The following is a 26278-nucleotide window of genomic DNA, read 5'->3' as shown; positions in this document are numbered from 1 at the left end:
CGCCGCGCCGGCCGTGAGCTGGGGCTTTAATAGGCGTGGTTGGGGCCGCCGAGGCCAGCAAAACATACTTTGAGCATATGCTGGATGATGGCTTCGTTATCGAGCTTGCTGTAGCGCTGCAAAAATTCCACCGCTGGGTCACACGTGCGTGAGTAGTAGCTAAACAAAATCACGTCGCTGGGCAGGTCGGGGTTCAGGTCGCCGGCTTTTTGCGCCTTGCTCACCAGTTTTTCCAGCTGGTGATTGAGCTTCAGGATGCGCGCCACGTATTTCAAATTACGGGTGAGCATATCGCGCACATGGGCGCTGGTGCTGGGCAGGAAGGGCATGCCGCCTTCCAGCCGCACCCGCAGTGCCCATTCCAGCATGGCGCTGATCTGCTCGATGGGGCTGAGATTACGATCCAGCTGATCGAGAAAATCGATGGCGCCATCAATCAGGCGGATCATGGCCTCGCCAATCAGCTCTTCTTTGGATTTGAAGTGCTTATACAGGCTGGGCTTGGAGATGCCGACCGCATTGGCCACATCGTCCATCGTCATCAGGTCATAGCCTTTGTCTTTCAGGATGTCGGTGGTCGCATCCAGGATCGCGTTTTCGCGCAATTTGAAGGCTTGATCTTTAAAACTGAGTTTGCTGAGGATACTCATCTGTGTATTTTGCTACTGAGTAGTAGATTTTATTTCGAACTGGTAGTAATGTTATCACCAGCAAGCGCATTTTTACATCCCGCAAAACGATAAACGGTGTGAATCATGGCCAATCAGCCACAAAAAATTGCAGTGATCGGGGCCGGCATCAGCGGTCTGGCCAGTGCCTACTTCCTGCAACGTGAACATCAGGTCACCCTTTTTGAGGCCGGCCACTATCTGGGCGGCCATACCAACACGGTGGAAGTGACGCTAGAAGGCCACACTTTTCCAGTCGATACCGGTTTTCTGGTCTTCAACGAGCGTACTTACCCCAATCTCTTGGCGCTGTTTGCCGAGCTAAACGTCGAGCATTACGCCACCGATATGTCGTTTGGCGTGTCGCTGAACGATGGCGCGCTGGAATGGGCGGGCACCAATCTCGATACCGTGTTTGCCCAGCGTAGCAATCTACTCAAACCAAGCTTTTTGGGTATGTTGCGCGACATTCTGCGCTTTAATGCGGCCGCGGTGGATAATCTGCAACGCGCCAGCCAAGAAGGGCTGAATTTAGGCGAACTTTTGCAGCTAGATGGCTACGGGGTGGCGTTTCGTGATCAGTATTTGCTGCCGATGGCGGCGGCCATCTGGTCGAGTTCGCCCAACGACATTCTGACTTTCCCTGCGGCAACGTTCCTGCGCTTTTGTCTTAACCATGCGCTACTGCAAGTGAATAACCGCCCGCAGTGGTTCACCGTGGCCGGCGGCGGGCGCGAATATGTACGCAAAATCGCCAACACCTTAAGCGATGTGCGGCTCAATAGCCCGGTGAGCCAAGTGCAGCGGACGCCCGATGGCGTGGCCATCACCAGCGCCGCCGGTACTGAATATTTTGATGCGGTGGTGTTTGCCACGCATGCGCCACAAACGCTGGCCATGCTGGCCGATGCCAGCCCGACCGAGCGCGCGGTGCTTAGCGCCGTGCGCTATCAGCCCAATATCGCGTATTTGCACACCGATGTGCGCCAGCTGCCGCGGCGGCAAAAAGTCTGGTCGGCGTGGAATTACCTCGGTGGCGCGCAAGTGGGCGATGAGCGCCCGGTGTGCGTGAGCTATCTCTTGAATCAACTGCAGCGCCTACCATGCCAGCAGGCGGTGGTGGTGACGCTCAATCCGTTCAGCGCGCCGGCACCCGAGCACACGATAGCGCGCTTTGAGTACGAGCATCCGGTGTTTGACCAAGCGGCAATCAATGCCCAGCAAGCGCTCGCCACCATTCAGGGGCAGGATCGGGCCTGGTTTGCCGGCGCCTGGACCGGCTATGGTTTTCACGAAGACGGCTTGAAATCGGCGCTGCGCGTGGTAGCCGATTTTAGCCTAGCGCCCGACTGGGCGAGGTTAAGCTAATGCAGCCCGCGGCCTATTTGCTGCGCGGGCAGGTGATGCATGATCGCCTGCGCCCCAGTCGCAATCGCTTTGTGTATCCGGTGTTTTGCCTGCGCCTGAATCTTGATCGGCTCAGCGACGCCGGCAATGCCTGGCTGGGTATCGATCGCTGGCGGCCGGTGTGCCTGCGCACCCGTGACTACGGTCCGCGCGATGGCAGCGATCTGGCGCACTGGGCGCGGCAATTACTGGCTGCGCAGCAGATCAGCGCCGATGGCGAAATCTGGCTGCAAACTTTCCCCCGCGTGCTGGGGTTTGTGTTTAACCCGGTGAGCTTCTGGTATTGCCATGACCGCAGCGGCGCGCTGGTGGCGGTGTTGGCTGAGGTGAACAATACCTTTGGTGATACCCATAGGTATCTCCTGCTAGGCCAAGATGGTCAGGCGATTGGGGCCGATACCCCGCTTTATGCCCGTAAATTAATGCATGTATCGCCGTTTTGCGCGGTGACTGGCCATTACGAATTCAGAGTGCGCGAAACCGCGCAGACCAGCCTGATGGCGATTGATTATCACGATGAACACGGCTTGCTGCTGAAAACCGCGATTGGCGGCCATCGCCAGCCGCTGAGCGCAGGCAATCTGGCGCAGGCTCTGCTGGCCCAGCCCTTGCTTACGCTGGGCGTGATTGGCCGTATTCATTGGCAAGCCCTCAAATTATGGTGGAAAAAAGTGCCGTTTTACCGGCAGCCGGCCAGCCCTGTGCCGGCGCTGAGCGTGCAAGGCGCCCCCTTGCCGGCCGTGATCGAGCAGGAGACACAAGCATGAGCCAAACCCGAACTCTCGCCTCAACTGCCCAGCGCAGTGCTGCCTTGCCGGCGGCCGCGCGGGTGTTTTTATCGCTGCTGGGCCGCTTGCAGCAGGGCCATTTGCAGCTGCAAACCCCGGAGGGTGATTACCTGACTTTCGGTAATCTGCATGAGCCGCCCAGTGCGTTTTTGCAGATTAGCGATTGGCGCGCCTGCCAGCGGATTTTACAGGCTGGCGATATTGGTTTTGCCGAAAGCTATCAGGCTGGCTGGATTGATAGCCCCGATCTGACTTCGCTGCTGCGGCTGGCGATCCGCAACGAGGCGGTGCTGGAGCAAATGCTGTTTGGCGGCTGGCTGGGCAAGCTGTGGTATCGCCTCAAACACCTGCTGCGCGCCAACACTCGCCGCGGGAGCCAGAAAAACATTCATGCCCATTACGACATCGGCAATGATTTTTACCGCTTGTGGCTGGACCCGAGTTGGACTTATTCCAGCGCGGTGTTTGCCGGCGACCTGCAGCAAAGCCTGCAGGCGGCGCAGGTGGCGAAATATCAGCGCATTATCGATGTGCTGGGCCTAAAAGCCGGCGATCGGGTGCTGGAAATCGGCTGCGGCTGGGGCGGCTTTGCCGAGCAAGCCGGCCGACAAGGCATTGCCGTACATGGCATCACCATTTCGCCCTCACAGCTGGCTGTGGCGCAGGCCCGCATCGATGCCGCGCGGCTCAATGATCTGGTGGCGCTGGAAATCTGCGATTACCGCGATCTCACGGGTGAATACGATGCGATTGTGTCGATCGAGATGTTCGAGGCGGTGGGCGAAGCCTATTGGCCCCGTTATTTCAGCACCGTGGCCGAGCGCTTGAAACCGGGGGGCAAAGCGTTGGTGCAGTCCATCACCATCGACGAAGCCTATTTCGAGCGCTATCGCAGCGGTACCGATTTTATCCAGCAATACATTTTCCCCGGCGGTATGTTGCCAAGCCCGAGCGGTTTTGTGGCCCAAGCGGCTAAAGCTGGCCTTAGCACCGCAGAGCAATATCGTTTTGGCCCTGATTATGCCGAAACCCTGCGCCGCTGGCGGCAGGGCTTTGAAGCTGCGCTCGAGGCCGTGCGTGGGCAAGGCTTTGACGAGGCGTTTATCCGCATCTGGCGGCTGTACCTGTGCTATTGCGAAGCGGGTTTCGACGAGGGGCGCACCGATGTCGTTCAATTCTGTTTGCAAAAGTAAACTCGCCCGGGGTATTGCCATCATGGCCTTCTGGGGATTTGGCTGGCAGCCGATACCTGCCTTGGCGAATGTTTGGCGCGCCGATTTGCCGCAGGCCAAAGTGGTGGGCAGTGGCGATTTGCGCTGGCTGGGGCTGCGCATTTACACCGCCCGGCTGTGGAGCGAAAGCCCGCGTTTGCCGGCGGCCTGGGCCAGCGGCGTGCCGTTCGCGCTCGAGCTCACCTATCACCGCAGCATTAGTCGCGCCCAGTTTGTCAGCACCAGCAGTGATGAAATCGCCCGCTTGCTGGGCCCGCGCTATGACGAGGCCACCCGCCAGCGCTGGGAAGGGCTGATGCAGCGGGCATTTACCGATGTCGAGCCCGGCCAGCAGCTGATCGGGGTGTTCCGTCCCGGTGTGGGCTGCACGTTTTACAGTGCCGAGCGCCAGCTGGCCGAGATTCGCGATCCGCAATTTGCCGAGGCTTTTTTTGCCATCTGGCTTGATCCGCGGACCAAAGATCAGGGCTTGCGCGCCAAACTGCTGGGGGCGGCGCCATGACTGCCGAGCGCACCGCGCCAGCGCAGGCTGCTGGCCCAGCGGGCGGCCAATCCTGGCTGGCTTTAGCCGCGTATGGGGCACTGGGCTTGCCATTGGCGATGGCCGCCTTGCCGGTGTATGTGCAGATTCCGGCCTATTACAGCACGCAGTTGGGCTTGGCTTTGGCGGGTACGGGCTGGGTGCTGTTTTTGGCGCGGTTGGTCGATACCGTGCAAGACCCGTGGTTGGGGCGCTGGATTGATCGCTTGCAGGGTGCAGGTTTGCGGCGCTGGTTTTGGCTGGGCGCCATTTTGCTGGCGCTGGGTTTTAGTGGTTTATGGTTGCCGCCAGTAAAAGGGGGGTATCTGCTGCTATGGCTTGGGGTGATGCTGGTGCTGGCCTATACCGCCCACAGTATGCTCAATATTGCCTACCTAGCCTGGGGGGCGCGGCTGACGGCAAGTAGTAATTCGCCCACGCCCGAGGCCCAGCCTACGGCAGCAAGCGCGGCAGAAAATAGCGACAAGTCACAGAATATTGGCACAGCCGCACCGGCGGCGGGTGGGCTCTTGCTCGGGGCGGCGGGTTGGCGCGAAGGGCTAGGCCTGGCTGGCGTGGTGGTGGCGAGCGTAGTGCCGGCGTACTGGCTGGCGCAGCCGGCGGCGGAACGCAGCAATGGCCTGTGGTGGTATTGCGGCTTTTTTGTGTTGGCCCTGCTGCTAGGGGTAGGGCTACTGCAGCGCTGGGCGCCGGTGTGGCAGCGGGCGGCGGTTACTCAGCCCAGCTGGCGTGAAAGCTGGCAGCAATGGCGGGGCAATCGTGCTTTTGTGGGCCTGTGCTGGCCGTATTGGATTAACGCCGTATCGGTAGCCATACCCGCTACCTTGGCACCGTTTTTCATTCAAGACCGGCTGCAGGCTGGCGCGCAGATTGGGCTGTTTCTGGGCGCGTATTTTCTGGCTGCCGCAATTGGCCTGCCGCTGTGGGTGCGCCTCGCGGCCCGGTTGGGCACGCTGTGCACCTGGCGCTTGGGCATGTTGCTGGCTTTGCTCGCATTTTGCGGTGCCAGCCTGTTGGGCGCCGGGGATACCCAAGCGTATTTACTGATCTGCATTTTGGCGGGCTTGGCGCTGGGCGCCGATCTGGCTTTGCCACCGGTATTACTGGCCGGCTGCATTCGGCCCGGCGAGGCGGCCGCTGGCTACTTTGGGCTGTGGACTTTGCTAGGCAAGCTGGCGCTGGCGGTTTCAGGTTTGGCGCTGCCGCTGCTAGCGCTCTTGGATTATCAGCCCGGCCAGCCAGCGGGGCCGGCGCTGGCTTGGGTTTACGCCGGTTTGCCATGCCTATTCAAGCTAGCAGCCCTGTGCTTATTGCGGCGCTATCCTGCGCCTGAACGTCTGGAGTCTCATCATGCGTAAATCGATTACCGCCACGCTACTAGCGGGTGTTTGCGGCCTGCTGACTGCCTGCGCGGCACCCAAGGTGCACGAATATCAGGCGGCTAAGCCCGAGCTGGATCTGGTGCGCTATTTCAGTGGCCAGACTGAGGCCTGGGGCATGTTTCAGCAACGCGGCGGCAAAGTGGTGAAGCGCTTTAAAGTCGACATTACCGGCACCTATCAGCAAGGCGCGCTGGTGCTGGATGAGCGCTTTGTGTACGACGATGGCAGCACGCAGCAGCGGGTGTGGACTTTGCGGCAAGGCAGCGATGGCCGTTGGCGCGGCACAGCCGCCGATGTGGAAGGCGAAGCGCTGGGCGAGGTGGCCGGCAATGCCCTCAATTGGCGCTATACGCTGCGCCTGCCGGTCGATGGCAAAACCTATCACATGCAGTTTGATGACTGGATGTTTCTGATTGACGAGAAAACCATGATCAACCGGGCCAGCATGTCCAAGTTTGGCATCGAGCTTGGTGAGGTCACGCTGTTCTTTCGCAAGAAGGAGTAAACCATGTGGCGACCATTAAACCGACCGCTGCCAAGCCTGGCTGGGCAAGTCATCTGGCTGATCGGGGCGTCAAGCGGCATTGGCGCGGCGCTGGCCGAGCAAGCGCTAGCCGCTGGGGCGCGGGTGGCACTGAGCGCCCGGCGCGAAAGTGCGCTGCAGCAAGTGGCCGCCCAGCACCCGGCCGCACTGGTGTTGCCGCTGGATGTGACGGATGCGGCAGCTTGGACGCCGGCCTATGCGCAACTGTTAGCGCAGTTTGGCCCGCCCGATTTGGTGCTGTTTTGCGCCGCAGATTATCGCCCCGAGCGGGTGTGGGAAGTGGATGCGGCGCGCGCTGAGGCTACCTTGCAGCTAAATCTGGCTAGCGTCTATCACGCGCTGCAAACGGTGTTGCCCGATATGCTGGCGCGCCGGCAGGGCGGTATTGGGCTAATTGCCAGCGTGGCGGGCCTGATCGGGCTGCCGAACGCCAGTGTGTATGGCCCCAGCAAAGCCGCCTTGATCAATCTGGCGGAAATCCTGTACTGTGATTTGGCGCCGCACGGGCTGAATGTGTATTTAATCAACCCCGGCTTTGTGCAAACCGGGCTGACCGCCAAAAATCAGTTTGTGATGCCCGCGCTGCAAACCCCGGCGCAAGCAGCCAGCGCCATCTGGCGCGGGGTGGCGCGCGGGGCGTTTGAAATTCATTTTCCGCAGCGCTTTACCTGGTGGCTAAAACTCGCACGCATCTTGCCGTATCGGCTGCGGTTTTATATTTTGCAACGCTTTGTGGGCAATACCCTGCCGGGTATGCCTTATCAGCCCCCGCGCCAGGCCCCCAGTCAATCTGTTTTGCGCCACGATGAAGGAGCACGCTAAGCGATGCTAATCCAGACCGAGCTAGCCCCCGCCAGCATCACCGAGCAAACCCGCGCCCAGCTAGCCGCGGTGCTGGCGTGGTATGCTAGCCTGACCCCTGCAACGCTCGCGCGTGTGGCCGAGTTTTATCAGCCGCAGGCGCGGTTTAAAGATCCATTTAACGAAGTGGTGGGGCATGCGGGCATTGAGGCGATTTTCCAGCATATGTTTGCCACTACCGAAGGGCCGCGCTTTATCATCGGCGAGCAATTGGTGGATGGCCGCCAGGCCTTTGTGACGTGGGTATTCGAATTTAGCCTGAAAGGGCAGATGTATGCGGTCACCGGCAGCTCGCATCTGGTTTTTGGCGCTGATGGCTTATTGCGCCTGCATCGCGATTACTGGGATGCGGCCGAAGAGCTACTGCAAAAATTGCCCGTAGTGGGCGCCCCCATCCGCTGGCTACGCCGCCAGTTCAAATTACCCGCGCATCCGTCGCATTAGGCCCCGGCGGGTATGCCACCCCGGCTTGCTGCTGGGCCGGGAACCGAGCCATTTTGTGGTTTGGGTAGACCGGCTGATGTTAGCGCGTTCTGTGACTGCTAATTGCAAAGTCTCAGTGACTGAATTCGCGTCCAATTTGACCTTAAAATGATAAATCATTTAAAAATTCGAGTTTATCCTTAAAGTTATACCACTGGACATCTTTTTCTTTGGTTGTTGTGCCAAGTTGCTTCCATAGTTCGATCCATTCCACGTCGGTGATTGATGATTTAAATTCATTACTTAACATGCATTCTCCGTGTATCTCGCTGTATGCAATTAGTGATTGAATTAATATTGGTTTGGAATAAGGCTTGTGCCTCCCCCAGTCGGTGCTTAAGTAGCCAGAGTCAATTCTTGTGAGTGACTGCATTACGAGTTCTTTGTCTTGCAGGAGTAAGCCATAGAAAAAAGCAACGAATGCTTTGTCAAATTTTGAATGGCTTTTAGAGTGGATAAATGCTTTCGATTTCTCTTTGGCTTGTTCGCAATGCGGCCACGAAGGGTTTTCTATGGTAGTTAGAAGGTTTGCAGTATGTTTGTAAGCGCTGTAGCCAGTTTTTGAGGGCGGCCTTGATGCATGAAAGTATTGTTTTATATACTCATTTCCGAGTAATGCAGTATAAATAATTACTGGAGTTATTCCGCAGAAATCGTATCCGTCATTGCCTAACTTACCTTCGTTTAGATGTTTGCAGCTTGCATGTGTTATTTGGGTGAGTTTAGTTAGCATTTGATACAGATGGCGTGAGTCTTTTGTCGATAGTGCCTTTTCCGATCCTAGTTCAATTAATATCCATGTCGCTGTAGGGCGTAAGATATAATCAGTAAAACGGCGCTGAACAAATTCTACATCCTCTAAAGGGAAGCTTGTCTCAAGCCGGTTATATTGGTCGAGTAGATATTGGTCAAAATCTTCAAAGGTCTTTGCTGTTTCAGTGTTGGGTGTGCTTTCTGTTTTTTTGTGCAAAACTTCTTTGTTGGTTGGGAATAGCCATTCTTTAATTCTACTTAGCATTTAAACCTCATGGATTCTAAAATTCGATCGAGTGTTGGCTTGATATTTTAGATTTAAATTTCTAAGCCTGTAGTTCGCTTCTGGCCGAAACCAGCCCTTCATCTAGTTTAATCTAGTTGTTGCAGGCGAGCATTAACCGTGTTGCCTGGTGGCTAATTCGCTCAGCTTGTACCTGCGAGTGGTTTCATGCTGGGGGGCGCTCGCTATCGTCAGCATAATCCGGAGTATTCAAATCAGCAAAAAGAAAACCCCGCCATTACAGCGGGGTTTTCATATGGTTTGCCTGTACTCATGTCCAGTGAATTTAGGCGCCACCTCGCGCGAGGCGAGGCGGTTAACACAGAGTGTTAGAACGCAGATACTACCGCGCCTTTATACTTTTCTTCGATGAACTTCTTCACTTCTGGTGATTTCAAAGCGGTGGCCAGTTTTTTCACGGCAGCGGCGTCTTTGTTATCAGTGCGAGTCACCAAGATATTCACGTATGGCGATTCTTTACCTTCGATCACTAGTGCGTCTTTGCTTGGGTTCAGCTTGGCTTCCAGCGCATAGTTGGTATTGATCAGCGCCAGATCAACTTGATTCAAAATGCGTGGCAGTGTGGCGGCTTCCAGCTCTTTGAATTTCAGTTTTTTCGGGTTGCCCACGATGTCTTTGCTGGTAGCCAGGATGTTTTTGTTGTCTTTCAGTTTGATCACGCCGGCTTTATCCAGCAGCAAGAGGGCGCGGCCGCCGTTGGTGGCGTCGTTTGGAATCGCCACGGTGGCGCCTTCTTTCAGATCGGCCAGTTTTTTCACTTTGCTTGAATACGCGCCAAATGGCTCGACATGCACGCCGGCTACGCTCACGAGGCTCGTGCCTTTGCCTTTGTTAAATTCGGTCAGGTAAGGCTGATGCTGGAAGAAATTGGCATCCAGTTTTTTCTCTGCCACTTGTACGTTCGGTTGGACGTAGTCGGTGAAGACCTTGATATCCAGATCCACGCCTTGTTTGGCCAAGGTAGGTTTTACGAATTCCAGCAACTCGGCGTGCGGTACGGCCGTGGCGCCGATGCTCAGTTTTTCACCTGCCAAGGCAGTGGTGCCAGCAAAGGCGGCGGCAACGGTAATCAGGGTGAGCAGCTTTTTCATGTCGATTCCTTTTGGGAGGGGTATAGGGTTCAACTCTTTTGGAGTGATAGCTTTGCAGCAGATACCCAGATGGGTACATGGCGTTTAGCTTATCAGTCCGCTGGTGTGGCCGAAAATACTGTTTGGTTATAAATATATGCTTTTGTACTCAGCGCCCGCGCCTTAGCGGCGGCTGAAATGCTGGACCAGTTTATCGCCCACCATTTGCAAAATCTGCACCAGAATTAGCAACAGCACCACGGTCACGACCATGACATCGGTCTGGAAGCGCTGATAGCCAAAGCGAATCGCCAGATCGCCCAAGCCGCCGCCACCAATCACGCCCGACATCGCGGCATACGACACCAAGGTAATCGCGGTAACGGTGATCGCGGCCAGAATGCCAGGCATGGCTTCGGGCAGCAGTGCTTTCATGACGATCTGCCCGGTAGTGGCGCCCATGGCCTGAGTGGCCTCGATAATGCCGCGATCCACTTCGCGCAGCGCGGTTTCTACCAGACGGGCAAAAAAGGGCGTGGCGCCCACCACTAGCGGTGGAATCGCCCCTGCTACCCCGAGCGACGTGCCGGTAATCAGTACCGTGAACGGGATCATGATGATCAGCAAAATCACAAAAGGCACCGAGCGCAGTACATTCACCAGAAACGACAGCAGGTTGTACACCAGCGGCTGCTCCAGCAGCTGCCGTTTACCGGTGAGAAACAGCAAAATGCCCAGTGGTAGGCCCAGCACCAAGGTAAACAGCAGCGAGCCGCCCAGCATGCTGAGCGTATCGAGCGTGGCGGTGCCGATGTCGGCCCAGTCGATATTGGCAAAGAGTTCGTTGATCATGCGCGTAATTCCTCGATTTCAATCCCTTCGTGAGCCAGCTGTTGCAGCATCAGGGCCACTTTGGGGCCTTGCAGGGCCAGGGTGAGCTGCCCGCAGGGCGTGTGCTTGATCCGCTCGATACGGCCGGCCAGAATCGAGAAATCCACCTCGTATTCACGCGCCAGACTACTAAGGTGCGACTGGTAAGTGGCTTCGCCCAGATAGGTGAGGCGCACGATTTTGCCGGGCACATGGGCAAAATCATCGGCTTCGTGGTTTTCGTCGATGTGCTCGCTCTCGTAGACAAAGCGGCGGGTGGTGGGGTGCTGCGGGTGTAAAAACACGCGGCTCACCGGGCCCATTTCGACAATCTCGCCACCATCAATCACCGCCACCCGATCGCAGATAGTGCGGATCACGTTCATTTCGTGGGTGATCAGGACGATAGTGAGCTGCAGCTTTTGATTGATCTCCAGCAAAAGCTGCAGCACCGAGGCGGTGGTTTGCGGGTCGAGCGCGCTGGTGGCCTCATCGCACAGCAGCAGCTTGGGGTTGTTGGCCAGCGCACGGGCAATGCCCACACGTTGCTTTTGCCCGCCAGAGAGTTGCGATGGGTACTTGTTGGCGTGCTCGGTGAGCCCCACCAGGGCCAAGAGCTCATTTACCCGCGGCGCGATGCTGGCAGGTTCGGCGCCGGCCACTTCGAGCGGGAAGGCGATATTCTGCGCGACCGTTTTGCTCATCAGCAGATTGAAATGTTGGAAAATCATGCCGATTTTCTGCCGGGCTTTGCGCAGCCCATCGCTGGAAAGCTCGGTCATGTCCACTTCATCAATCAGCACGCGGCCACCGCTAGGGCGCTCTAGCTGATTGATCAGGCGGATCAGGGTGGATTTACCCGCGCCAGAATGACCAATAATGCCAAAGATTTCGCCCGCGGCGATGGTGAGGTCGATGCGCTTTAAGGCCGGAATCTCACGGCCATTAACGCGGTACGCTTTACTCAGATTTTCTAAAACAATCACAAGGTTGCCTTTTTAGCTGCCAGTGTCTCGATTATTCAGCAGGCATAGTGCTGCTTACAAGGGTATTAGTTTGCCGCCGCCAGCTGCGCGCGTAGCACGGCCACTACGGCAGCGATGTCGGCATCACTGATTTGCCAGTGGGTAGCCAGCCGCATTAAGCCATGCTCGGGCGGATTGGCCTTAATGCCTTGCGCGGCCAGAGCTTGCATCAGTGCGGCGACATCGAGTGGGCGGGTGATGCGAAACCACACCAGATTGATGTCTACCTGCGCCGGATCAATCTCGATGCCGTCAATGCCTTGCAGTGCCACGGCCAGCGCTTGGGCACGGCGGTGGTCTTCCTCCAGCCGGGTGCTCATCTCATTTAAGGCAATCAGCCCCGGTGCCGCCAGCACGCCGGCTTGGCGCCAGCCGCCGCCCAGCAATTTGCGCAGGCGCCGCGCGCGGGCGATGAATTCGCTTGGGCCGGCCAAGATCGAGCCGATGGGGGCCGCGAGGCCTTTACTGAGGCAACACATCACCGTGTCGCAATACTGGGTTAGCGCGGTTACCGGCACGCCCAGATGGGTAGCGGCATTAAAGATGCGCGCGCCATCAATGTGCAGCGGAATGCCCTCAGCCTGCACCAACGCCCAGATCTCTTGCATCTGTGCCAGCGGGATTACCCGGCCATTGGAATGCGCATTTTCGAGGCAGATCAGCCCGGTTTTGGGCTCATGAATATCTTGCCCATGGCGGATGCGCCGTGCGATGTCTTCAGCACTGGGGGCGCCATCGCGGCTTGCAATTGCCCGCAGCTGCACACCGGCGATATAGGCGCTGGCGCCGGCTTCGTGCCAGACAATATGGCTGCCTTCGTCGGCGATCAGCTCGTCGCCCCGTTGGCAATGCGTGGCGATGGCCAGCTGATTGCCAAATGTACCCGTGGGCACGAACAGCGCCGCGGCCTTGCCCAGCTTGACGGCGGCGGCTTGTTCCAGGGTTTGCACCGTGGCATCGTCGCCATACACATCGTCGCCCACCGCCGCCTGGCTCATGGCCAGCCGCATGGCTGGCGTCGGTTCGGTGACGGTATCGCTGCGAAAATCAGGCATGGTGGCTCGATAATGAGAATTGAAGACGAATTGTCGGTATTTCTGTTGGCAGTGACTATAGCTGATAGCCCGTAGAATGCCCGATTGACAGCGCTTTATGCGAAAATGCTGATATGGAAAAAATGCACAACAACCAATCTTTATTAGCCCGTAGCCTCGCCGCCGTGTGGCATCCGTGTACCCAGATGAAACGGCATGAAAGCTTGCCGCTGGTGCCGATCGCCCGCGCCGATGGCTTGTGGCTGACCGATTACGATGGCCATCGCCTGCTGGATGGCGTGTCGAGCTGGTGGGTGAATCTATTTGGCCATAACGAGCCGCGCATTAAAGCCGCAATCAGCGCCCAAATGGAGCAGCTCGAGCATGTCATGCTGGCCGGCTTTACCCATGCGCCTGTGGTGGAGTTATCCGAGCAGCTGGGCGCGCTCACCGGCTTAGGGCATGCGTTTTATGGCTCGGATGGTGCCTCGGCTACCGAAATCGCGCTGAAAATGGCCGCGCATTACTGGCGCAATTTAGGCCAGCCGCAAAAAAGCCGCTTTGTGTATCTGGCGGACAGCTATCACGGCGAAACGCTGGGGGCTTTGTCGGTAACCGATGTGCCAATTTTCCGCACTGCCTATGCCCCCTTGGTGCGGGAGAATTTCTGCGTGCAAAGCCCGGATCCGCGGCTGGCCGCGCCTGGCGAAAGCGCTGCGGATTACACCCAGCGCGCACTGGCCGATCTGGCCCGCGTGCTGGCGGAGCATAGCCATGAGATTGCCGCACTGATTATCGAGCCGCTGGTGCAAGGGGCGGTGGGTATGGCCATGTATGCCCCGGATTATCTGGCTCAGGCGCGTATACTCTGCGATCAATATCAGGTCTTGCTGATTGCCGACGAAATTGCGGTGGGCTTTGGCCGTACGGGCAGCATGTTTGCCTGCGAGCAGGCCGGTATCCAGCCTGATTTGATGTGTTTATCCAAAGGCATTACCGGTGGCTATCTGCCGCTGGCGGTGGTGCTGTGCCAGGATGCGATTTATCAGGCTTTTTATAGCGATGAGGCCGCGCGCGGCTTTTTGCATTCGCATTCCTACACCGGCAATGCGCTGGCCTGCGCCGCAGCACTGGCTACGCTGGAGATCTTCCGCACCGATCAGGTGATTGCGCGCAACCGGGCGCTAAGCCAAGAGCTGAATCAAATCTTTGCGCCACTGGCGGCGCATCCGCGTGTGCGGCATTGGCGTCAGCGCGGCATGATTTGGGCCTTTGATGTGCTGGATGCGCCAGCCGGCTTTGCCAGCCGCTTCTTCCAGTGTGCGCTGGCCCACGGCGTGTTGCTGCGGCCGGTTGGAAATACCGTTTATTTTATGCCACCCTACATTATCCAACCGGAAGACGCGCGCTTATTGTTGGGCGCTACTTTGCGGGCCCTGGATGAGAGTTTGGCCAGCTAGAGGATGCGATCTTGAAATTTGCGGTGCCTGCCATTGATCCGAGCCTGGCTGCTACAGTGCAGACCGACCCGAAGCAAGTGAAGGAGTGGCTAATCGCTTTGCCCACCGGCAATGTGATCGAAGCCGGCCGCATGCTGCTGGATGCGCTCACCGTGCTCAATCAGGTAAAGCTGGAGCCTGAAGCGCGCATTCAGCTCTTAAATCAATATCAAAATTCGCTGGAAATGCTCACCGGGGGCTTTGAGCTGGCCTATGCCTCGCCCGCGCTGCCAATGCACGAAAGCGCCCGCACCGCGGCGCAGCTGGCGCGCAATGTCTGGCTGGCGATGGCCACGGGCTGGAAAATCGCCATGCAGGATAAGCTTGATGAGAAAATCCTGGGTCTGTTTACCAGCCACAATAAAATCCCGCCCACGCTGATTCAGGCCACCTTGTATAGTTTTTGGCGAGTGGCGCAGGTGTCGGCCCGGCTGTATCAGCCTTTGCCACCAGGCTTGTGGCAGGAAGCGCATCAGCTGTTTCGCTATGGGGTCGAGCATAAAATCCTCGACGAGCCCAAAAACGACAATCCCAAAGACAAAACCAGCCGCCCGCTGGCGACGCTCTATAAGCAGCTGGTGCTGCTGGCGCTCGCTGATCCGCACCGCTTTGCCGGCCCTGAGTTTGATAAGGTCATCGAGATTATCGAAAGCTATGCGCCGTATGCGCACTTTCAGCCGCTGGGTAAGCTCAGCTCCAGCGCAGGCTATTTTTTAATCGAGCTCAATAGCGATAAAGCGCCGTATTACGTCGGTAATCGCTCGCTGGAGCCGTATCTGGGTCAGGCGGTCTTGTTTGATACCATCGAGCTCGCCAAGCGCTTGCATAAGGCCGAGCATTCGGTGGAAGCCAAAGCACCGATGGCCAAAGATCGCAGCAAGGTGCTGATGTGGCTGGAAATCTTGCGCCGGGTGATCCGGCAATGGAGCATCGTGCCGCACCGCTTGTATCAGCGCATCCCCACCGCGGCCAAGGTGCGGGTGGCGTTTGGCTTGCAGCGGGCAGTGATTCGCCTCAATGGCGGGCAGCAACTGACGCCACCGGGGCGCACCGCAGCGCTCGGGCATGAGGATTTATTACTCACCGAGTGGCAGGTGGTGAATGAAAGCCCGGGCGGCTATGGCATTCTGGCCAATGATTTGCCGCGCGAGCATGTGTTGCCCGGCGATCTGGTGGCGCTGTCGGTCAGCGATGAGCGCAACTGGATGATTGCCTCGGTGCGCTGGCTGCAGCAACACCCCACCGGCGCGATGGAAATGGGGCTGCAAGTGATGAGCGCCAAGGCCCAGCCGCTGCTGATGCGGCAGAGCACCGCCGCTGCGCAGGCGTTTTTCCCCGCCTTGTTGCTGCCGGCGATTCCGGCCTTAAAACAAGGCCCGCGTATTGCCACGCCGAAAGGGGAATATATCCCGCTGCGCGATTACACGGTGGCCTTGCCGGCCGGTGAGCAGCATGTGCGCTCAGCCAAACTGGTGGAGCAGCAAAACGGCTACGATCTATTCGAATTCACTGGTGAGCTGGGGCAGAGCGCGTAGCTTGGTGAGGCCGTGGGTGGGGTATTGCGCTGCAGGCAATATATGCTGAGCATTGTGGGCTTATACCCACCTATGTATGCCTTGTTTGTTTGGATTCCGAATGGTCGTCGTCCGACTCGCGTTTGTGCGCCCGTGGGTGCGCAGCGTCATACACCTGCGCCAGATGCTGAAAGTCGAGATGGGTGTACACCTGGGTGGTGGCGATGCTGGCGTGACCCAGCAGCTCTTGCACCGCCCGCAAATCGCCTGATGATTGCAGCAAATGCGTGGCACAGCTGTGGCGCAGTTTATGCGGATACAGGAGCTCGGCAATGCCAAGGGTTTGCTGCCAGTGGCGCAGCCGCAGCTGTACGGCGCGGGTGGTGAGCGCAGCGCCATTATGGCTGACAAACACGGCCTGCGTGCTGCCGCGCACCAGCTCAGGCCGGCGCAATAACCATTGCCGCAGGGCTTGCTGCGCCTCTTGCCCAATTGGGACTAGCCGGGTTTTATTGCCTTTACCGTGAATCGTGGCTATGCCGTGAGCCAAATCCAGCAAGGGCAGTTGCAGGCCCACAATTTCGCTTACCCGCAGGCCAGCCGAATAGGCGAGCTCAAACATCGCTTTATCACGCGAATCCAGCGCATTGTCGTCGGGGAGGTGATCGAGCAGCCCCACCACATCGTCTACATTCAAAACTTCGGGCAGTTTCTTGCCGCTTTTGGGAGCTTTGATCCCGCTGAGTGGATTAGTTGGCCAGTGAAAATCCCGCACCATCAGCTGAAAAAACGTCCGCCAGGCCGATAGCGTGCGGGCGATGCTGCGCCCAGATAGGCCTTGCTGGCTTAAGGTGCGCACAAAACCGCGCAGGGTGAGGGCATTCAGGCTTGTGAGTTCACGCTCGCCCGCCAGCCGTGCCAGTGTGTTCAGATCGCGCTGATAGGCGCTCAGCGTGTGCGGGCTGGCCATTTTTTCACCCACCAGATAGCGGATGAAATGCTCAAAACTCGCCCGACTGCTGGCCGGTAAGGTGTCGGCCAGCTGCGGGTCGGGGATGAACTCAGGCGCTCGCATGATCCGGAATTACGCGGCGAATGGCCGCCGACACCAATTCAGACAGGCGCTGCAAATACAGCGTGCCCATATCGGGGTAGAAACGCTCGCTGTCTTGGCTGGCCAAAACCAAAATACCAAATGGGCGCTCGCCGGTTTTCAGTGCAAACTGCGCAAACGATTTTAATTCACCTGCGCCGATCTCAAACCAATCCAGCACTTCATCGGTGACATAGGGGCCGCAATAGGGCGAAACCAGATTGCTGGCCAGTGTGTGGATCGCTTCGCCCACCGGTGAAAACTCCATCAACTGATGGCCATCGGCCGGCAGCCACAGGCGTAGCGCCATGCAAGGCACGTTGAAGCGCTCTTTTAAGTGGTATTCCAACGTGCCGAGAATGCCGCGCAGATCGGCGGCCTTCATCAAATCAACGGTGAGCTGGTGCAATTTATCGGAAATCTGGTCGTTTTCCACGCCAAATTGCAAGAGCTCGCTCAAACGGCCTTCCAGCTGGCGATTGCGGTCGCGCAGGGTCAGTAATTGGCGCTCGGCCAGCGATACCGCATGCCCGCCGTGATTGTGGGGCACATAAATTTGCGCCAGATCATCGGCGAATTCATCGAAAAATTCGGGATTCTGCTTTAACCATTGAACAATATCGGCAGCTTGCATTGCGGTATCCTGTCTGCGGGGTTAAATCTCGATCGTGCCGGTAAATACCGTCACAGCGGGGCCGGTCATCCAGACCGGTTCGCCAGCGCCAGCCCAGCGGATGCTTAAATCGCCACCCCGGGTATGCACCAGCACAGTGTCATTCAAAAGGCCGCGGCGTATGCCCGCTACCACAGCGGCGCAAGCGCCAGTGCCACAGGCCAGGGTTTCACCGGCCGCGCGCTCAAACACCCGCAAGCGAATTTCGTCGCGGCTGACAACCTGCATAAAGCCGGCATTCACTTTTTGCGGAAAACGCGGATGGTTTTCGATCAGCGGGCCATGCTCGGCCACCGGCGCGGTGTCGACATCGTCCACCACCTGCACCGCATGCGGGTTGCCCATCGACACCACTGAAATATCGCGCACCACATCGGCCACGATCAGCGGATCGATAATGGCTTCATTGGGGGCTTGAAATGGAATCTCGGCCGGGGCAAAGCGGGGCACGCCCATATTCACGGTCACCTGGCCATCAGCGGCCAATTGAGGGTAAATCACGCCCTTGGCGGTTTCAACGGCGATTTCGGTTTTGTCGGTGAGGCCTTGGTCGTAGACAAAACGGGCAAAACAGCGCGAGCCATTGCCGCATTGCTCCACTTCCGAGCCATCACAATTGAAAATCCGATAGCGAAAATCGATGCCAGGGGTGGCGCTGCGCTCCACCAGCAAGAGCTGGTCAAAACCAATCCCGAAATTGCGATGACCCAGCTGACCGATTTGCGCGCTGCTCAGTTGAACGTTTTGGCGCACGCCATCAATCACCATAAAGTCATTGCCCAGGCCGTGCATTTTGCTGAAGTGCAGCTGCATTGATGTCATCCGAATATAAAAATAGCCCTTATTGCAGCAGGGCTGGCGGGCGGGGTAAAACGAATTATTTTTCGCCCGCCCCAGAAATACTGTTGGCGGCTAGCTCGAAAGCCCGGCAAGCCAAGGTCATCGCACTAGGCTAATGCGCTGGCTAAGGCGCGGCAAGTTTCGCTTGGGCGATGCGTGCTGGTCGCGACAATTTGGGCCATGCTGGCGGGCTAGCAAGGGGTCAATCAGTTGTTTTCGCCAAACAGCCGGCCGTATTCCACCATCAAGCAGCGATCCATCACGATGGGAATGCCAGCCGCTTGCGCGCGCGCCGCGGCGGCTTCATCGATGATATCGAGTTGCAACCAGATGGCTTTTGCGCCGCGCGCAATCGCCTGATCGACCACCGCACCGGCTTCTTCGCTGCGGCGAAACACATCCACCAGATCAATCTCGCCCGGCACGCTGGCCAGATCGGCATACACCGGTTCGCCGAGGATTTCGGCGGCCGGCTTGGGCGTGACCGGAATAATCTGAAAACCCCATTGCTGCATCAGGCGGGCTACGCCATGGCTGGCGCGAGTGGGCTTATCGGATAAACCCACCACGGCAATGCGGCGAGTGTTTTGCAAAATACGGCGAATTTCATCATCACTGGGGTTTTGAAAAGCCATGAGCGTCTCCGCAGCTAGGGGTATAGGCTGTTAGCGCATATTAGATATGCGCTAGCGATAGATACGGTGGCGGGTATGTTAAGCCAGCACCAGTACCGCATCGGCTTCGACCAGCGCGCCTTTGGGCAGGGCGGCCGCTTGCACGGCGGCGCGAGCCGGGAAAGGCTGGCTGAAGTATTCGCCCATAATTTCATTGAGCTTGGCAAAGTTGGCCAGATCAACCACAAATACGCCCAGTTTCACGATATCTGACAAGTCGCCACCAGCCGCTTGGCACACCGCGCGCAGATTTTGGAACACGCGATGCGCTTGCGCTTCAAAGCCATCGGCCAGCTCGCCCGAGACTGGATCAAGGCCAATCTGGCCAGACAGGTAAACGGTGTTGCCGACTTTAACCGCTTGCGAATAAGTGCCTACGGCTTTGGGGGCGTGATCTGAATGGATAATTTCTTTGCTCATGGTGCTTCCTTAGTAATGAAGTTACGGGCGTTTGTTGGCGTTAATGGCGTAGGGCTCGGGATGGACGCGGCCATTGTGCAGCACATCATCGGCGGCGTAGATGTGGCTGATTTCGATCAGCAGCAGATCGCTGACCACCGTTTGCTGCCGGTCAGCCACGGCAATAGCTTGCAATAGCCGACCTTCCAGCGCCACGGCGCAATTATCGATGCGCGGTGCTTTCACGGTTTGGGCGGGGGCAAATTGCAGGCCGAGACTGTCGATTTGCTCTTGCGACGGCGGTGTGCTCGAGCCCGTGGCGTGCACCGCTGGGGCGTGATCGTGCGACGGAATATGAATCACGCAATCGCCACCTTGACTCAGATGCAGCGCGGTGTCTTTTTGCTCGCTGCGGCCATCGGGGCCGAGGCGGCGATTGACACTGAGCGAGACAATCATCGGCTCGGTGCTCACGATATTGAAATACGAAAACGGGGCGATATTGATCTCGCCCGCGCTGGCGCGCGTGGTGACCCAGGCAATCGGGCGGGGCACCACACAATCGGTGAGCAAGGTGTATTTTTCTGCAGCGCTGAGCGCCGCAACAGGCCATTCCATACTTTATCCTGATGGGTATATGGCCACAGGCCTTTTGATAGTTGGCTTGTGGCGATATACCTATTTATGCTTCGGGTAAAAAACGTTCAATCAATACATTCAAAAACCGCTGCCCCTGCGCGGTGGGCTTCACCCAGTGCAGATCGCGGCTGAGCAGGCCTTCGGCACAGGCTTGCTCGATTTGATAAATAATCCGCTGCTGCGGCAGCCCGGTGCGCTCGGTAAAGAGCGCCAGCGGAAAGCCCTCGGTGAGGCGCAGCAGATTCAGCATGAATTCAAACGGCAATTCGGCCGGATCGACTTCGGTTTCGCTTTGGATTGCGCTCCCACTGGCCATGGCCGTGAGGTATTCGCTGGGCTGCTTAAAGCGGGTTTGCCGAATGATTTTATCGTGAAAACTGATCTTGCCGTGGGCGCCGGCGCCAATGCCCAGATAATCGCCAAATTGCCAGTAATTGAGATTATGCCGGCTGCGATAGTCATGCTGGGGCGATTGTTTGAAAAACGCACTGGTTTCGTAGTGGCCAAAGCCCGCGCCAGCCAGCTCGGCTTCGATCATTTCCTGCATATCGGCAGCTAGATCGTCATCGGGCAGGGCGGGTGGATAGCGATGAAACAGCGTGTTGGGCTCCAGCGTGAGGTGATAGGCTGACAAATGCGTGGAGCCACAGGCAATCGCCTGGCGGATATCGGCTTGCGCTTGCGCTAGCGTCTGCTGCGGCAGCGCGTACATGATATCCAAGTTGAAATTGCTAAAGTGCCGCTGGGCGATGTCGATGGCGCGCAGTGCTTCACCTGCGCTATGTACCCGACCGAGCGCTTGCAGATGCTGATCATTAAAGCTCTGAATGCCGATCGAGAGGCGATTGATGCCGGCCGCCGCGTAGCCGGCAAATTTCTCGGCCTCGAAGGTGCCCGGATTGGCTTCGAGCGTGATTTCGGCATCGGGGTGCAGCTTGACCCGCGCGCGAATGCCATCCAAGAGCTGGGCCATGCTGGCGGCGGAGAACAAGCTTGGCGTGCCGCCGCCCATGAAAATACTACTGACCGGGCGGCCCCAGATTTGCGGCAGATTGCTTTCCAGATCGGCCAAGAGCGCGGCGATATACTGCGCTTCAGGCAGGCCGCTTTCACTGTGGCCGGTTTTGACCGCATGCGAGTTGAAATCGCAATACGGGCATTTTTTAATGCACCAGGGAAAGTGGATATACAAGGCCAGTGGCGGCAGTGCGGTTAGGCCGGAGCTACGCAGCTGGCTGAGGGAAATCGACTGCATGGCTTATTTTTTTGGCGCGTTTTTCTGCGAGTAATCGAGCATGCCTTTCAGCACTTTGTAGTCGGGGTGGCTGGATTTGATGTCCATTTTGCCTGCATCCATCGCCTCAAAGAATTTGCTGCAGGCGGTGTCAGTGCCATTTTTGTCGATGGTTGCTTTAACGGCTTCATTGCCTTGCTCAATGAAGGTTTTTTTCATGTCCGCCATTGCCTGGCGAGCGGCCTCTTCACCTTGGATTTGTTTGATGCTGGTGAGGTAGCCGTTGATGTAATCAGCATGCATCATCAGGAAGTCGCGGTTATCTTTGATCCATTTTTGTTGCGTAGCTTTGATTTTGTCTTCAGTTAAACCACCCTTGCCGCGGCAATCATTGCCCATCCGCTGCATGATCACAATGCTGGTGCTCAGATTGCCGGCCGCTTGATTGCGCTCCTTGGTGAATGGGTTCCCGCTGTCTGCCACGGCAGAGGCTTTGACTGAACTCGCTTTCGATGCTTTCGCCAACACTGGGTTGAGCGTTGGCAAGATGAGGGTCAGGGCGAGCAGGGTGGGTTTTAACATGGTGTTCCTTGCGAGATAGCTCAGGATTGGTAGGGGTTGTGCAGCGCTTCCACCAGCTGGTGCAGCACGGTTTTCATCTGTTCGGCCGAGACTTCCATCAGTAGGCCATCCTCGAACAGGTCTTGCGCCATTTGCGCCAGCTCGTCGAGGTTTTCATTCATTACTTTGACTTTTTCGGTGCATGAGACCACTGAGCCGTCATCGCGACACCAGCGAGCCCAGCGGCTTTCATCCTCGGCGGGGCGGCTCATAATCCGGTTTCCTGCAGTTTGGCCAGTAATATTTGCAACGCTTTGGCGCGATGCGAGATCCGGCTTTTTTCTTCGGCGCTGATTTGCGCCACGGTTTTGCCCCATTGCGGCAGGACAAACAGCGGATCATACCCAAAGCCACCCTCCCCAGCCAGCGCATGGCCAATTTCGCCCAGGCACACGCCATCGGCAATCAGCGGTTGCGGGTCATCAGCGCTGCGCACCAGCACCAGTGCGGCGTAGTACCAAGCGCGGCGATCGGTTTGGCCGGCCATCGCGGTCAGGAGTTTTTCATTATTGCGGCTGTCTGATTTGGGCTCGCCGGCGTAACGGGCGGAAAGTACGCCCGGCACGCCGCCCAATGCGGCGACACAGAGGCCCGAGTCATCCGCCAGCGCGGGCAAGCCAGTCAGCGCCGCGGCATGGCGAGCTTTGGCGAGGGCGTTCTCAACAAATGTGCCAAAAGGCTCGGCACACTCCGGAACATTGAGCGCCCCTTGGGGCACGATTTCCAGCGCAAGTGGCGCAAGCAAGTGGCCAAATTCTTTCAGTTTGCCGGCGTTATTGCTGGCGAGCACAATTTTCTTCATGGGGTATGGCTTGCAAAGCTAAATCTGTAAAGGGCTAGGAGTATATACCTGGGGTTAGTAGGCTTTTTTGCTCAGTATCATCAGATCTTGTTCACGCTTCATCTGAAAGCGATTGAGCAGGCTGGTGCCAATCAGGATCGGGCCATTATCGTCTACATCACGCACCACCAGTTGCACGTCATAAACGGTGATTTTACCCATTTGCAACTGGGGTACCCGCACCATCCAGGCCCCGACAATGCCATTGGCGGTTTGCGAGCGACCAGTTTGGGCGCCTTGGGTGCTGATTTTCATTTGCGCAGCCTGATTGCGGCTCAGCGATAAATGCGTGGCGCCGGTATCAATCACCCCGGGCAAGGTCACACGATTGATGGTGAGCTCGGTACTGTAATGCCCGAGCTGATCAGGTTGCAGCACCAAGGTGCCGCCCTGATTGTCGGTGGGATTGCCGCTGCTGGCCACATAGCCCTGGCCCAGCTGCAAAGTGCGTTGCTGGCCATTGCTGGCCACGACCGCAGATTCGCCTTCAATGCGGATCACTTTAAAAGCCCCGCTTTCCTGCCCGCTACTTAAGGTTTTGCGCTGGCCATTGATTTGAAACACGCCTTTATTACCCATGGTGCCGATCAGCATAATGTCATCCGCAACCGCCGGTAGGGCCAGGGCGCAACACAAAAGAGCAGCACAACGACGTAGCATGGGTGGTTTTTCCTTATTCAGTGGTTTCGCGCCGGGCCTGGCTCGCCTCAATCTCCTGGATTGCACGCTCAATCAGCGACCAGTCAGCATTTTTCAGTAGTGTGGCATCAGACAGCATGCGACGCCACTGCCGCGCTCCATACTGTCCCTGATACAGCCCTAAAATATGCCGGGCGATAAAGCGTAGCGGGGTGCCACTGGCCAGCTCCGCCTCCACAAATGGGCGCAGCGCTTGCATGGCTTCGGCACGACTACGCTGTCGGGCCGGCGCGCCGTACAATTGGGCATCCACCTCGGTCAGCAGCCACGGATTGTGATACGCCTCGCGCCCCACCATCACGCCATCCACATGCTGTAGATGCGTCTGACACTCCGCCATGGTGGTAATGCCGCCATTAATCAGGATTTCCAGCGTCGGGAAATCCCGTTTGAGCTGATAGACATAATCGTATTTCAGCGGCGGGATTTCACGGTTTTCCTTGGGGCTGAGGCCCTTTAAAATGGCATTGCGCGCATGCACGATAAAAGTGCTGCAGCCAGCCGCCGCTATCTCACCAATAAAATCCCGCACAAAGGCGTAGTCTTCAATCTGATCAATGCCGATGCGGTGCTTGATCGTGACATCAATGCTGCAGGCATCGCGCATCGCCTTCACGCCATCGGCCACCAGCTGGGGCTCCAGCATCAGGCAGGCGCCAAAGGAGCCGGATTGCACCCGCTCGCTTGGGCAGCCGACATTCAAATTCACCTCATCATAGCCCCAGTCTTGCGCAATCTTGGCGCAGCGGGCCAGGTCGGCCGGCTCGCTCCCCCCCAGCTGCAGCGCAATGGGCTGCTCGCAGGGATCAAAGCGCAAATGCCGACTCTGGTCGCCATGCAAAATCGCCCCGGTATTCACCATTTCGGTATACAGCCAGCATTGTTGCGATAGCTCGCGGGCAAAGCGCCGATAAAAGCGATCGGTCCAGTCGAGCATCGGGGCAATCGCAAAGCGGCGAGGGGGGGTAAGCCCTGAATTGAATGGGTGCTTCGCTTGATCTGCTGGTGTATGTGTCTGCGGCATGTCTACGGTCTGGTTTATGTTTGCACAGTCTATTTTTAAGACTTGTCCTACTCGCAGCGCGATTTTGAAAGAAGAAAGCGTGCGTATTGGACTAGTGTGCGATGGCCGCTATTTTACGCCTAAGCCATCGGAATGGCACGGTCACTTTCAGGGGGGAGATTTGCCTCGGGTGTGGCGGGGCTGTGGTACAGAATGAAAGTCGGCGTTTTGCTGTGCCAGCAGCAGCGTCTGTGATCAAGCGGGCGGATGAGGGCATGAGCCAGCCCATCCCCTCAAATACCCAACTAAGAGGGTGCCTTTAGTTTTGGCTAAGGCACTCCCGTGCGTGAGTCAGCTTGAGCGGCTGTTAGCCACCCCGTTTTGCCTTCGGGTTGCCCTTGGCATCCAGCTCCACCCAGAAATTTTCCAGTTTCAGCTCTTTCACGGCCTGATTCACGTACTTTGGCTCTATCCATTGATCAAAATTGATATTGCCGCGAATCATTCGGTACTTCTGCGCTGATTGCAGTGCATCTTTATAAAACGCGACAAAAAATTCATCCAGCAATGGGCTTGAGCGTTGCTTGAGAGAGGTGCCGTCATACTCTTTTTTCCAAGACGAGAATGGCACGCCGTCTTTCGACCATTCTTGCAGTGTTTTATCTCGATTGGCATCCAATGAGATTTCGTGGGCCGACTTTACCGCTACCTTCACCAAACGTTGGACCAGTTGCGGGTTATCGCGCTCGAATTCTTCGGTCACCAGCAGATTGGCCTGGCTGGTCTGGCTTAATGGCTGGCCTTTGGTGGAGTAGATGATTTTGGCGATACCTCGATCAATCAGTTGAAAGCCGCCTTGTGTCAGCCAGGCGCCATCAATGTCTTTGGTCGCCAGCGCGGCCTGGGCCGTCGCTACATCCATATTGATGGTCTTAAAATCCCGTTCGGATAGCCCGCGCTGTTCCAGGATTTTGTTCGCGGCCAGCTGCATTTTGGTGCCTTTGAAGACGGCGATTTTTTTGCCTTTCAAGTCATCAATCGAGGTCGCGGTCGAGTCAGCCGGCACTAGCAAATAGGTATGGCTCAGTACGCCGTTGGCCAGAATAATCTTGGTTTTCAGCCCACTGGCTTTCCCGATGAGGGTAGGCAGATCGCCTACCCAGGCAAAGTCGATTAATTTATTGGCTAAGGCTTCGTTGACGGCTGGGCCTGCACCTTTGAAAAAGCTCCATTCAACTTTAATGCCATCTTTTTTGAACTCTTCTTCCAGCAGACCTTGAATATTGACCGAGCCAATGGAGCCCCCGCCTTGCACCGGGCGACCACCGGTGCCCGTTCCAGCGGCGCCAATCCGGATAATTTTGGCGGGATCAGCCAATGCTGCCGTACTGAGCAGTAACAGCGCGGTGGTAAGTAGCGTGCGCCATGTTCGTTGAGGTTGATGAATTGTCATTATGAATTGTTCCTTATGCTGATGAGAATACTGCGGCGCCTTGTGAGCATTGCAGTTCAGTCGCATCCCTGACTGAATCACCCTTAATGCAATTGGCATGCCAAGTCGACGCAGAAAAGTCTTGCGTAGTAAGT

General features: G+C 57.2%; 29 protein-coding genes. 10 read left to right on the top strand and 19 right to left on the bottom strand.

Annotated features, from left to right (window positions below; all coding sequences use genetic code 11):
* Nucleotides 1-26: 26 nt before the first annotated feature.
* Nucleotides 27-650 carry a TetR/AcrR family transcriptional regulator gene (locus G482_RS0107370; protein WP_028449501.1) on the bottom strand — a complete coding sequence of 208 codons (624 nt, stop codon included), beginning with the start codon at nucleotides 648-650 and terminating at the stop codon, nucleotides 27-29.
* A gap of 105 nt (nucleotides 651-755) precedes the next feature.
* Here G482_RS0107370 and G482_RS0107365 point away from each other — a divergent pair, with 105 nt between their 5' ends.
* From G482_RS0107365 to G482_RS0107330, 8 genes are read left to right on the top strand one after another with little or no spacing between them, the layout of a single operon-like run.
* Nucleotides 756-2036, top strand: a complete 1281-nt coding sequence (locus G482_RS0107365; protein ID WP_028449500.1) for an NAD(P)/FAD-dependent oxidoreductase — start codon at nucleotides 756-758, stop codon at nucleotides 2034-2036.
* On the top strand, nucleotides 2036-2842 hold the full coding sequence (locus G482_RS17720) for a DUF1365 domain-containing protein (RefSeq protein WP_051258819.1): 807 nt from the start codon (nucleotides 2036-2038) through the stop codon (nucleotides 2840-2842). The genes G482_RS0107365 and G482_RS17720 overlap by 1 nt, the downstream gene beginning before the upstream one ends.
* Nucleotides 2839-4056 carry an SAM-dependent methyltransferase gene (locus tag G482_RS0107355; RefSeq protein ID WP_028449499.1) on the top strand — a complete coding sequence of 406 codons (1218 nt, stop codon included), beginning with the start codon at nucleotides 2839-2841 and terminating at the stop codon, nucleotides 4054-4056. The genes G482_RS17720 and G482_RS0107355 overlap by 4 nt, the downstream gene beginning before the upstream one ends.
* Entirely contained in the window at nucleotides 4028-4597 is a 570-nt protein-coding gene (locus G482_RS0107350; protein WP_084414531.1) for a chalcone isomerase family protein, read from the top strand. The genes G482_RS0107355 and G482_RS0107350 overlap by 29 nt, the downstream gene beginning before the upstream one ends.
* Nucleotides 4594-5994, top strand: a complete 1401-nt coding sequence (locus G482_RS0107345) for an MFS transporter (RefSeq protein ID WP_084414529.1) — start codon at nucleotides 4594-4596, stop codon at nucleotides 5992-5994. Before G482_RS0107350 ends, G482_RS0107345 begins: the two co-directional genes overlap by 4 nt.
* Nucleotides 5987-6523 (top strand): DUF3833 domain-containing protein, encoded by a 537-nt coding sequence (locus tag G482_RS0107340; protein WP_028449496.1) that lies wholly within the window; start codon nucleotides 5987-5989, stop codon nucleotides 6521-6523. Before G482_RS0107345 ends, G482_RS0107340 begins: the two co-directional genes overlap by 8 nt.
* A gap of 3 nt (nucleotides 6524-6526) precedes the next feature.
* Nucleotides 6527-7384, top strand: a complete 858-nt coding sequence (locus tag G482_RS17715) for an SDR family NAD(P)-dependent oxidoreductase (RefSeq protein ID WP_084414527.1) — start codon at nucleotides 6527-6529, stop codon at nucleotides 7382-7384.
* Between the two features lie 3 nt (nucleotides 7385-7387).
* The gene (locus G482_RS0107330; RefSeq protein WP_084414525.1) at nucleotides 7388-7867 is read left to right on the top strand and encodes a nuclear transport factor 2 family protein; all 480 of its coding nucleotides are present in this window, start codon (nucleotides 7388-7390) and stop codon (nucleotides 7865-7867) included.
* A gap of 142 nt (nucleotides 7868-8009) precedes the next feature.
* Here G482_RS0107330 and G482_RS0107325 read toward each other — a convergent pair whose 3' ends face one another.
* The 5 genes from G482_RS0107325 to ltaE all read right to left on the bottom strand — a co-directional run bounded on the left by G482_RS0107325 (nucleotide 8010) and on the right by ltaE (nucleotide 12983).
* Nucleotides 8010-8924: a hypothetical protein gene (locus G482_RS0107325; RefSeq protein WP_028449494.1), complete on the bottom strand. Its 915-nt coding sequence runs from the start codon at nucleotides 8922-8924 to the stop codon at nucleotides 8010-8012.
* A 347-nt stretch (nucleotides 8925-9271) separates the two neighbouring features.
* On the bottom strand, nucleotides 9272-10054 hold the full coding sequence (locus G482_RS0107320; protein WP_028449493.1) for a MetQ/NlpA family ABC transporter substrate-binding protein: 783 nt from the start codon (nucleotides 10052-10054) through the stop codon (nucleotides 9272-9274).
* A gap of 162 nt (nucleotides 10055-10216) precedes the next feature.
* A complete protein-coding gene (locus G482_RS0107315) occupies nucleotides 10217-10885 on the bottom strand; it encodes a methionine ABC transporter permease (protein ID WP_245575266.1) in 669 nt (222 codons plus the stop codon).
* Nucleotides 10882-11889 carry a methionine ABC transporter ATP-binding protein gene (locus tag G482_RS0107310; protein WP_028449491.1) on the bottom strand — a complete coding sequence of 336 codons (1008 nt, stop codon included), beginning with the start codon at nucleotides 11887-11889 and terminating at the stop codon, nucleotides 10882-10884. The genes G482_RS0107315 and G482_RS0107310 overlap by 4 nt, the downstream gene beginning before the upstream one ends.
* A gap of 65 nt (nucleotides 11890-11954) precedes the next feature.
* Nucleotides 11955-12983 carry a low-specificity L-threonine aldolase gene (ltaE, locus tag G482_RS0107305; RefSeq protein ID WP_028449490.1) on the bottom strand — a complete coding sequence of 343 codons (1029 nt, stop codon included), beginning with the start codon at nucleotides 12981-12983 and terminating at the stop codon, nucleotides 11955-11957.
* A 113-nt stretch (nucleotides 12984-13096) separates the two neighbouring features.
* On the opposite strand from ltaE, the gene G482_RS0107300 reads away from it, so the two are divergent.
* A complete protein-coding gene (locus G482_RS0107300; protein ID WP_373277559.1) occupies nucleotides 13097-14422 on the top strand; it encodes an adenosylmethionine--8-amino-7-oxononanoate transaminase in 1326 nt (441 codons plus the stop codon).
* An 11-nt stretch (nucleotides 14423-14433) separates the two neighbouring features.
* Entirely contained in the window at nucleotides 14434-15996 is a 1563-nt protein-coding gene (locus G482_RS0107295) for a cyclic-di-GMP receptor FimW-related protein (protein WP_028449488.1), read from the top strand.
* Nucleotides 15997-16066: 70 nt separating this feature from the next.
* On the opposite strand, the gene G482_RS0107290 is transcribed toward G482_RS0107295, so the two are convergent.
* The 13 genes from G482_RS0107290 to G482_RS0107230 all read right to left on the bottom strand — a co-directional run bounded on the left by G482_RS0107290 (nucleotide 16067) and on the right by G482_RS0107230 (nucleotide 26144).
* On the bottom strand, nucleotides 16067-17050 hold the full coding sequence (locus G482_RS0107290) for a tyrosine recombinase XerC (RefSeq protein ID WP_051258818.1): 984 nt from the start codon (nucleotides 17048-17050) through the stop codon (nucleotides 16067-16069).
* Complete coding sequence (locus G482_RS0107285) at nucleotides 17037-17702, bottom strand: DUF484 family protein (protein WP_028449486.1); 666 nt, start codon at nucleotides 17700-17702, stop codon at nucleotides 17037-17039. Before G482_RS0107285 ends, G482_RS0107290 begins: the two co-directional genes overlap by 14 nt.
* Nucleotides 17703-17723: 21 nt before the next feature.
* Complete coding sequence (dapF, locus tag G482_RS0107280) at nucleotides 17724-18554, bottom strand: diaminopimelate epimerase (RefSeq protein ID WP_028449485.1); 831 nt, start codon at nucleotides 18552-18554, stop codon at nucleotides 17724-17726.
* A gap of 233 nt (nucleotides 18555-18787) precedes the next feature.
* Nucleotides 18788-19216, bottom strand: coding sequence for a CoA-binding protein (locus tag G482_RS0107275; protein ID WP_028449484.1), 429 nt, complete (start codon nucleotides 19214-19216; stop codon nucleotides 18788-18790).
* A 78-nt stretch (nucleotides 19217-19294) separates the two neighbouring features.
* Nucleotides 19295-19675, bottom strand: a complete 381-nt coding sequence (locus tag G482_RS0107270; protein ID WP_028449483.1) for a Rid family detoxifying hydrolase — start codon at nucleotides 19673-19675, stop codon at nucleotides 19295-19297.
* Nucleotides 19676-19696: 21 nt separating this feature from the next.
* The gene (locus tag G482_RS0107265) at nucleotides 19697-20272 is read right to left on the bottom strand and encodes a flavin reductase family protein (protein WP_028449482.1); all 576 of its coding nucleotides are present in this window, start codon (nucleotides 20270-20272) and stop codon (nucleotides 19697-19699) included.
* 64 nt (nucleotides 20273-20336) lie between these two features.
* Nucleotides 20337-21548, bottom strand: a complete 1212-nt coding sequence (gene hemW / locus G482_RS0107260) for a radical SAM family heme chaperone HemW (RefSeq protein ID WP_028449481.1) — start codon at nucleotides 21546-21548, stop codon at nucleotides 20337-20339.
* 3 nt (nucleotides 21549-21551) lie between these two features.
* A complete protein-coding gene (locus G482_RS0107255) occupies nucleotides 21552-22109 on the bottom strand; it encodes a hypothetical protein (RefSeq protein ID WP_028449480.1) in 558 nt (185 codons plus the stop codon).
* A 20-nt stretch (nucleotides 22110-22129) separates the two neighbouring features.
* Nucleotides 22130-22360, bottom strand: a complete 231-nt coding sequence (locus G482_RS0107250) for a hypothetical protein (RefSeq protein ID WP_028449479.1) — start codon at nucleotides 22358-22360, stop codon at nucleotides 22130-22132.
* Nucleotides 22357-22950 carry an RdgB/HAM1 family non-canonical purine NTP pyrophosphatase gene (gene rdgB, locus G482_RS0107245; RefSeq protein WP_028449478.1) on the bottom strand — a complete coding sequence of 198 codons (594 nt, stop codon included), beginning with the start codon at nucleotides 22948-22950 and terminating at the stop codon, nucleotides 22357-22359. The genes G482_RS0107250 and rdgB overlap by 4 nt, the downstream gene beginning before the upstream one ends.
* Before the next feature lie 54 nt (nucleotides 22951-23004).
* The gene (locus G482_RS0107240; protein WP_084414523.1) at nucleotides 23005-23649 is read right to left on the bottom strand and encodes a retropepsin-like aspartic protease family protein; all 645 of its coding nucleotides are present in this window, start codon (nucleotides 23647-23649) and stop codon (nucleotides 23005-23007) included.
* Between the two features lie 13 nt (nucleotides 23650-23662).
* A complete protein-coding gene (gene dusA / locus G482_RS17710; protein WP_034619183.1) occupies nucleotides 23663-24625 on the bottom strand; it encodes a tRNA dihydrouridine(20/20a) synthase DusA in 963 nt (320 codons plus the stop codon).
* A gap of 433 nt (nucleotides 24626-25058) precedes the next feature.
* Entirely contained in the window at nucleotides 25059-26144 is a 1086-nt protein-coding gene (locus G482_RS0107230) for an ABC transporter substrate-binding protein (protein ID WP_034619180.1), read from the bottom strand.
* Nucleotides 26145-26278: the final 134 nt, after the last annotated feature.

Origin of the sequence: Chitinibacter tainanensis DSM 15459, assembly GCF_000429785.1 — a bacterium.
GTDB lineage: Bacteria > Pseudomonadota > Gammaproteobacteria > Burkholderiales > Chitinibacteraceae > Chitinibacter > Chitinibacter tainanensis.
Note: the sequence above shows the minus strand (reverse complement) of the source record. Positions and strands in the feature narration are given on the sequence as shown.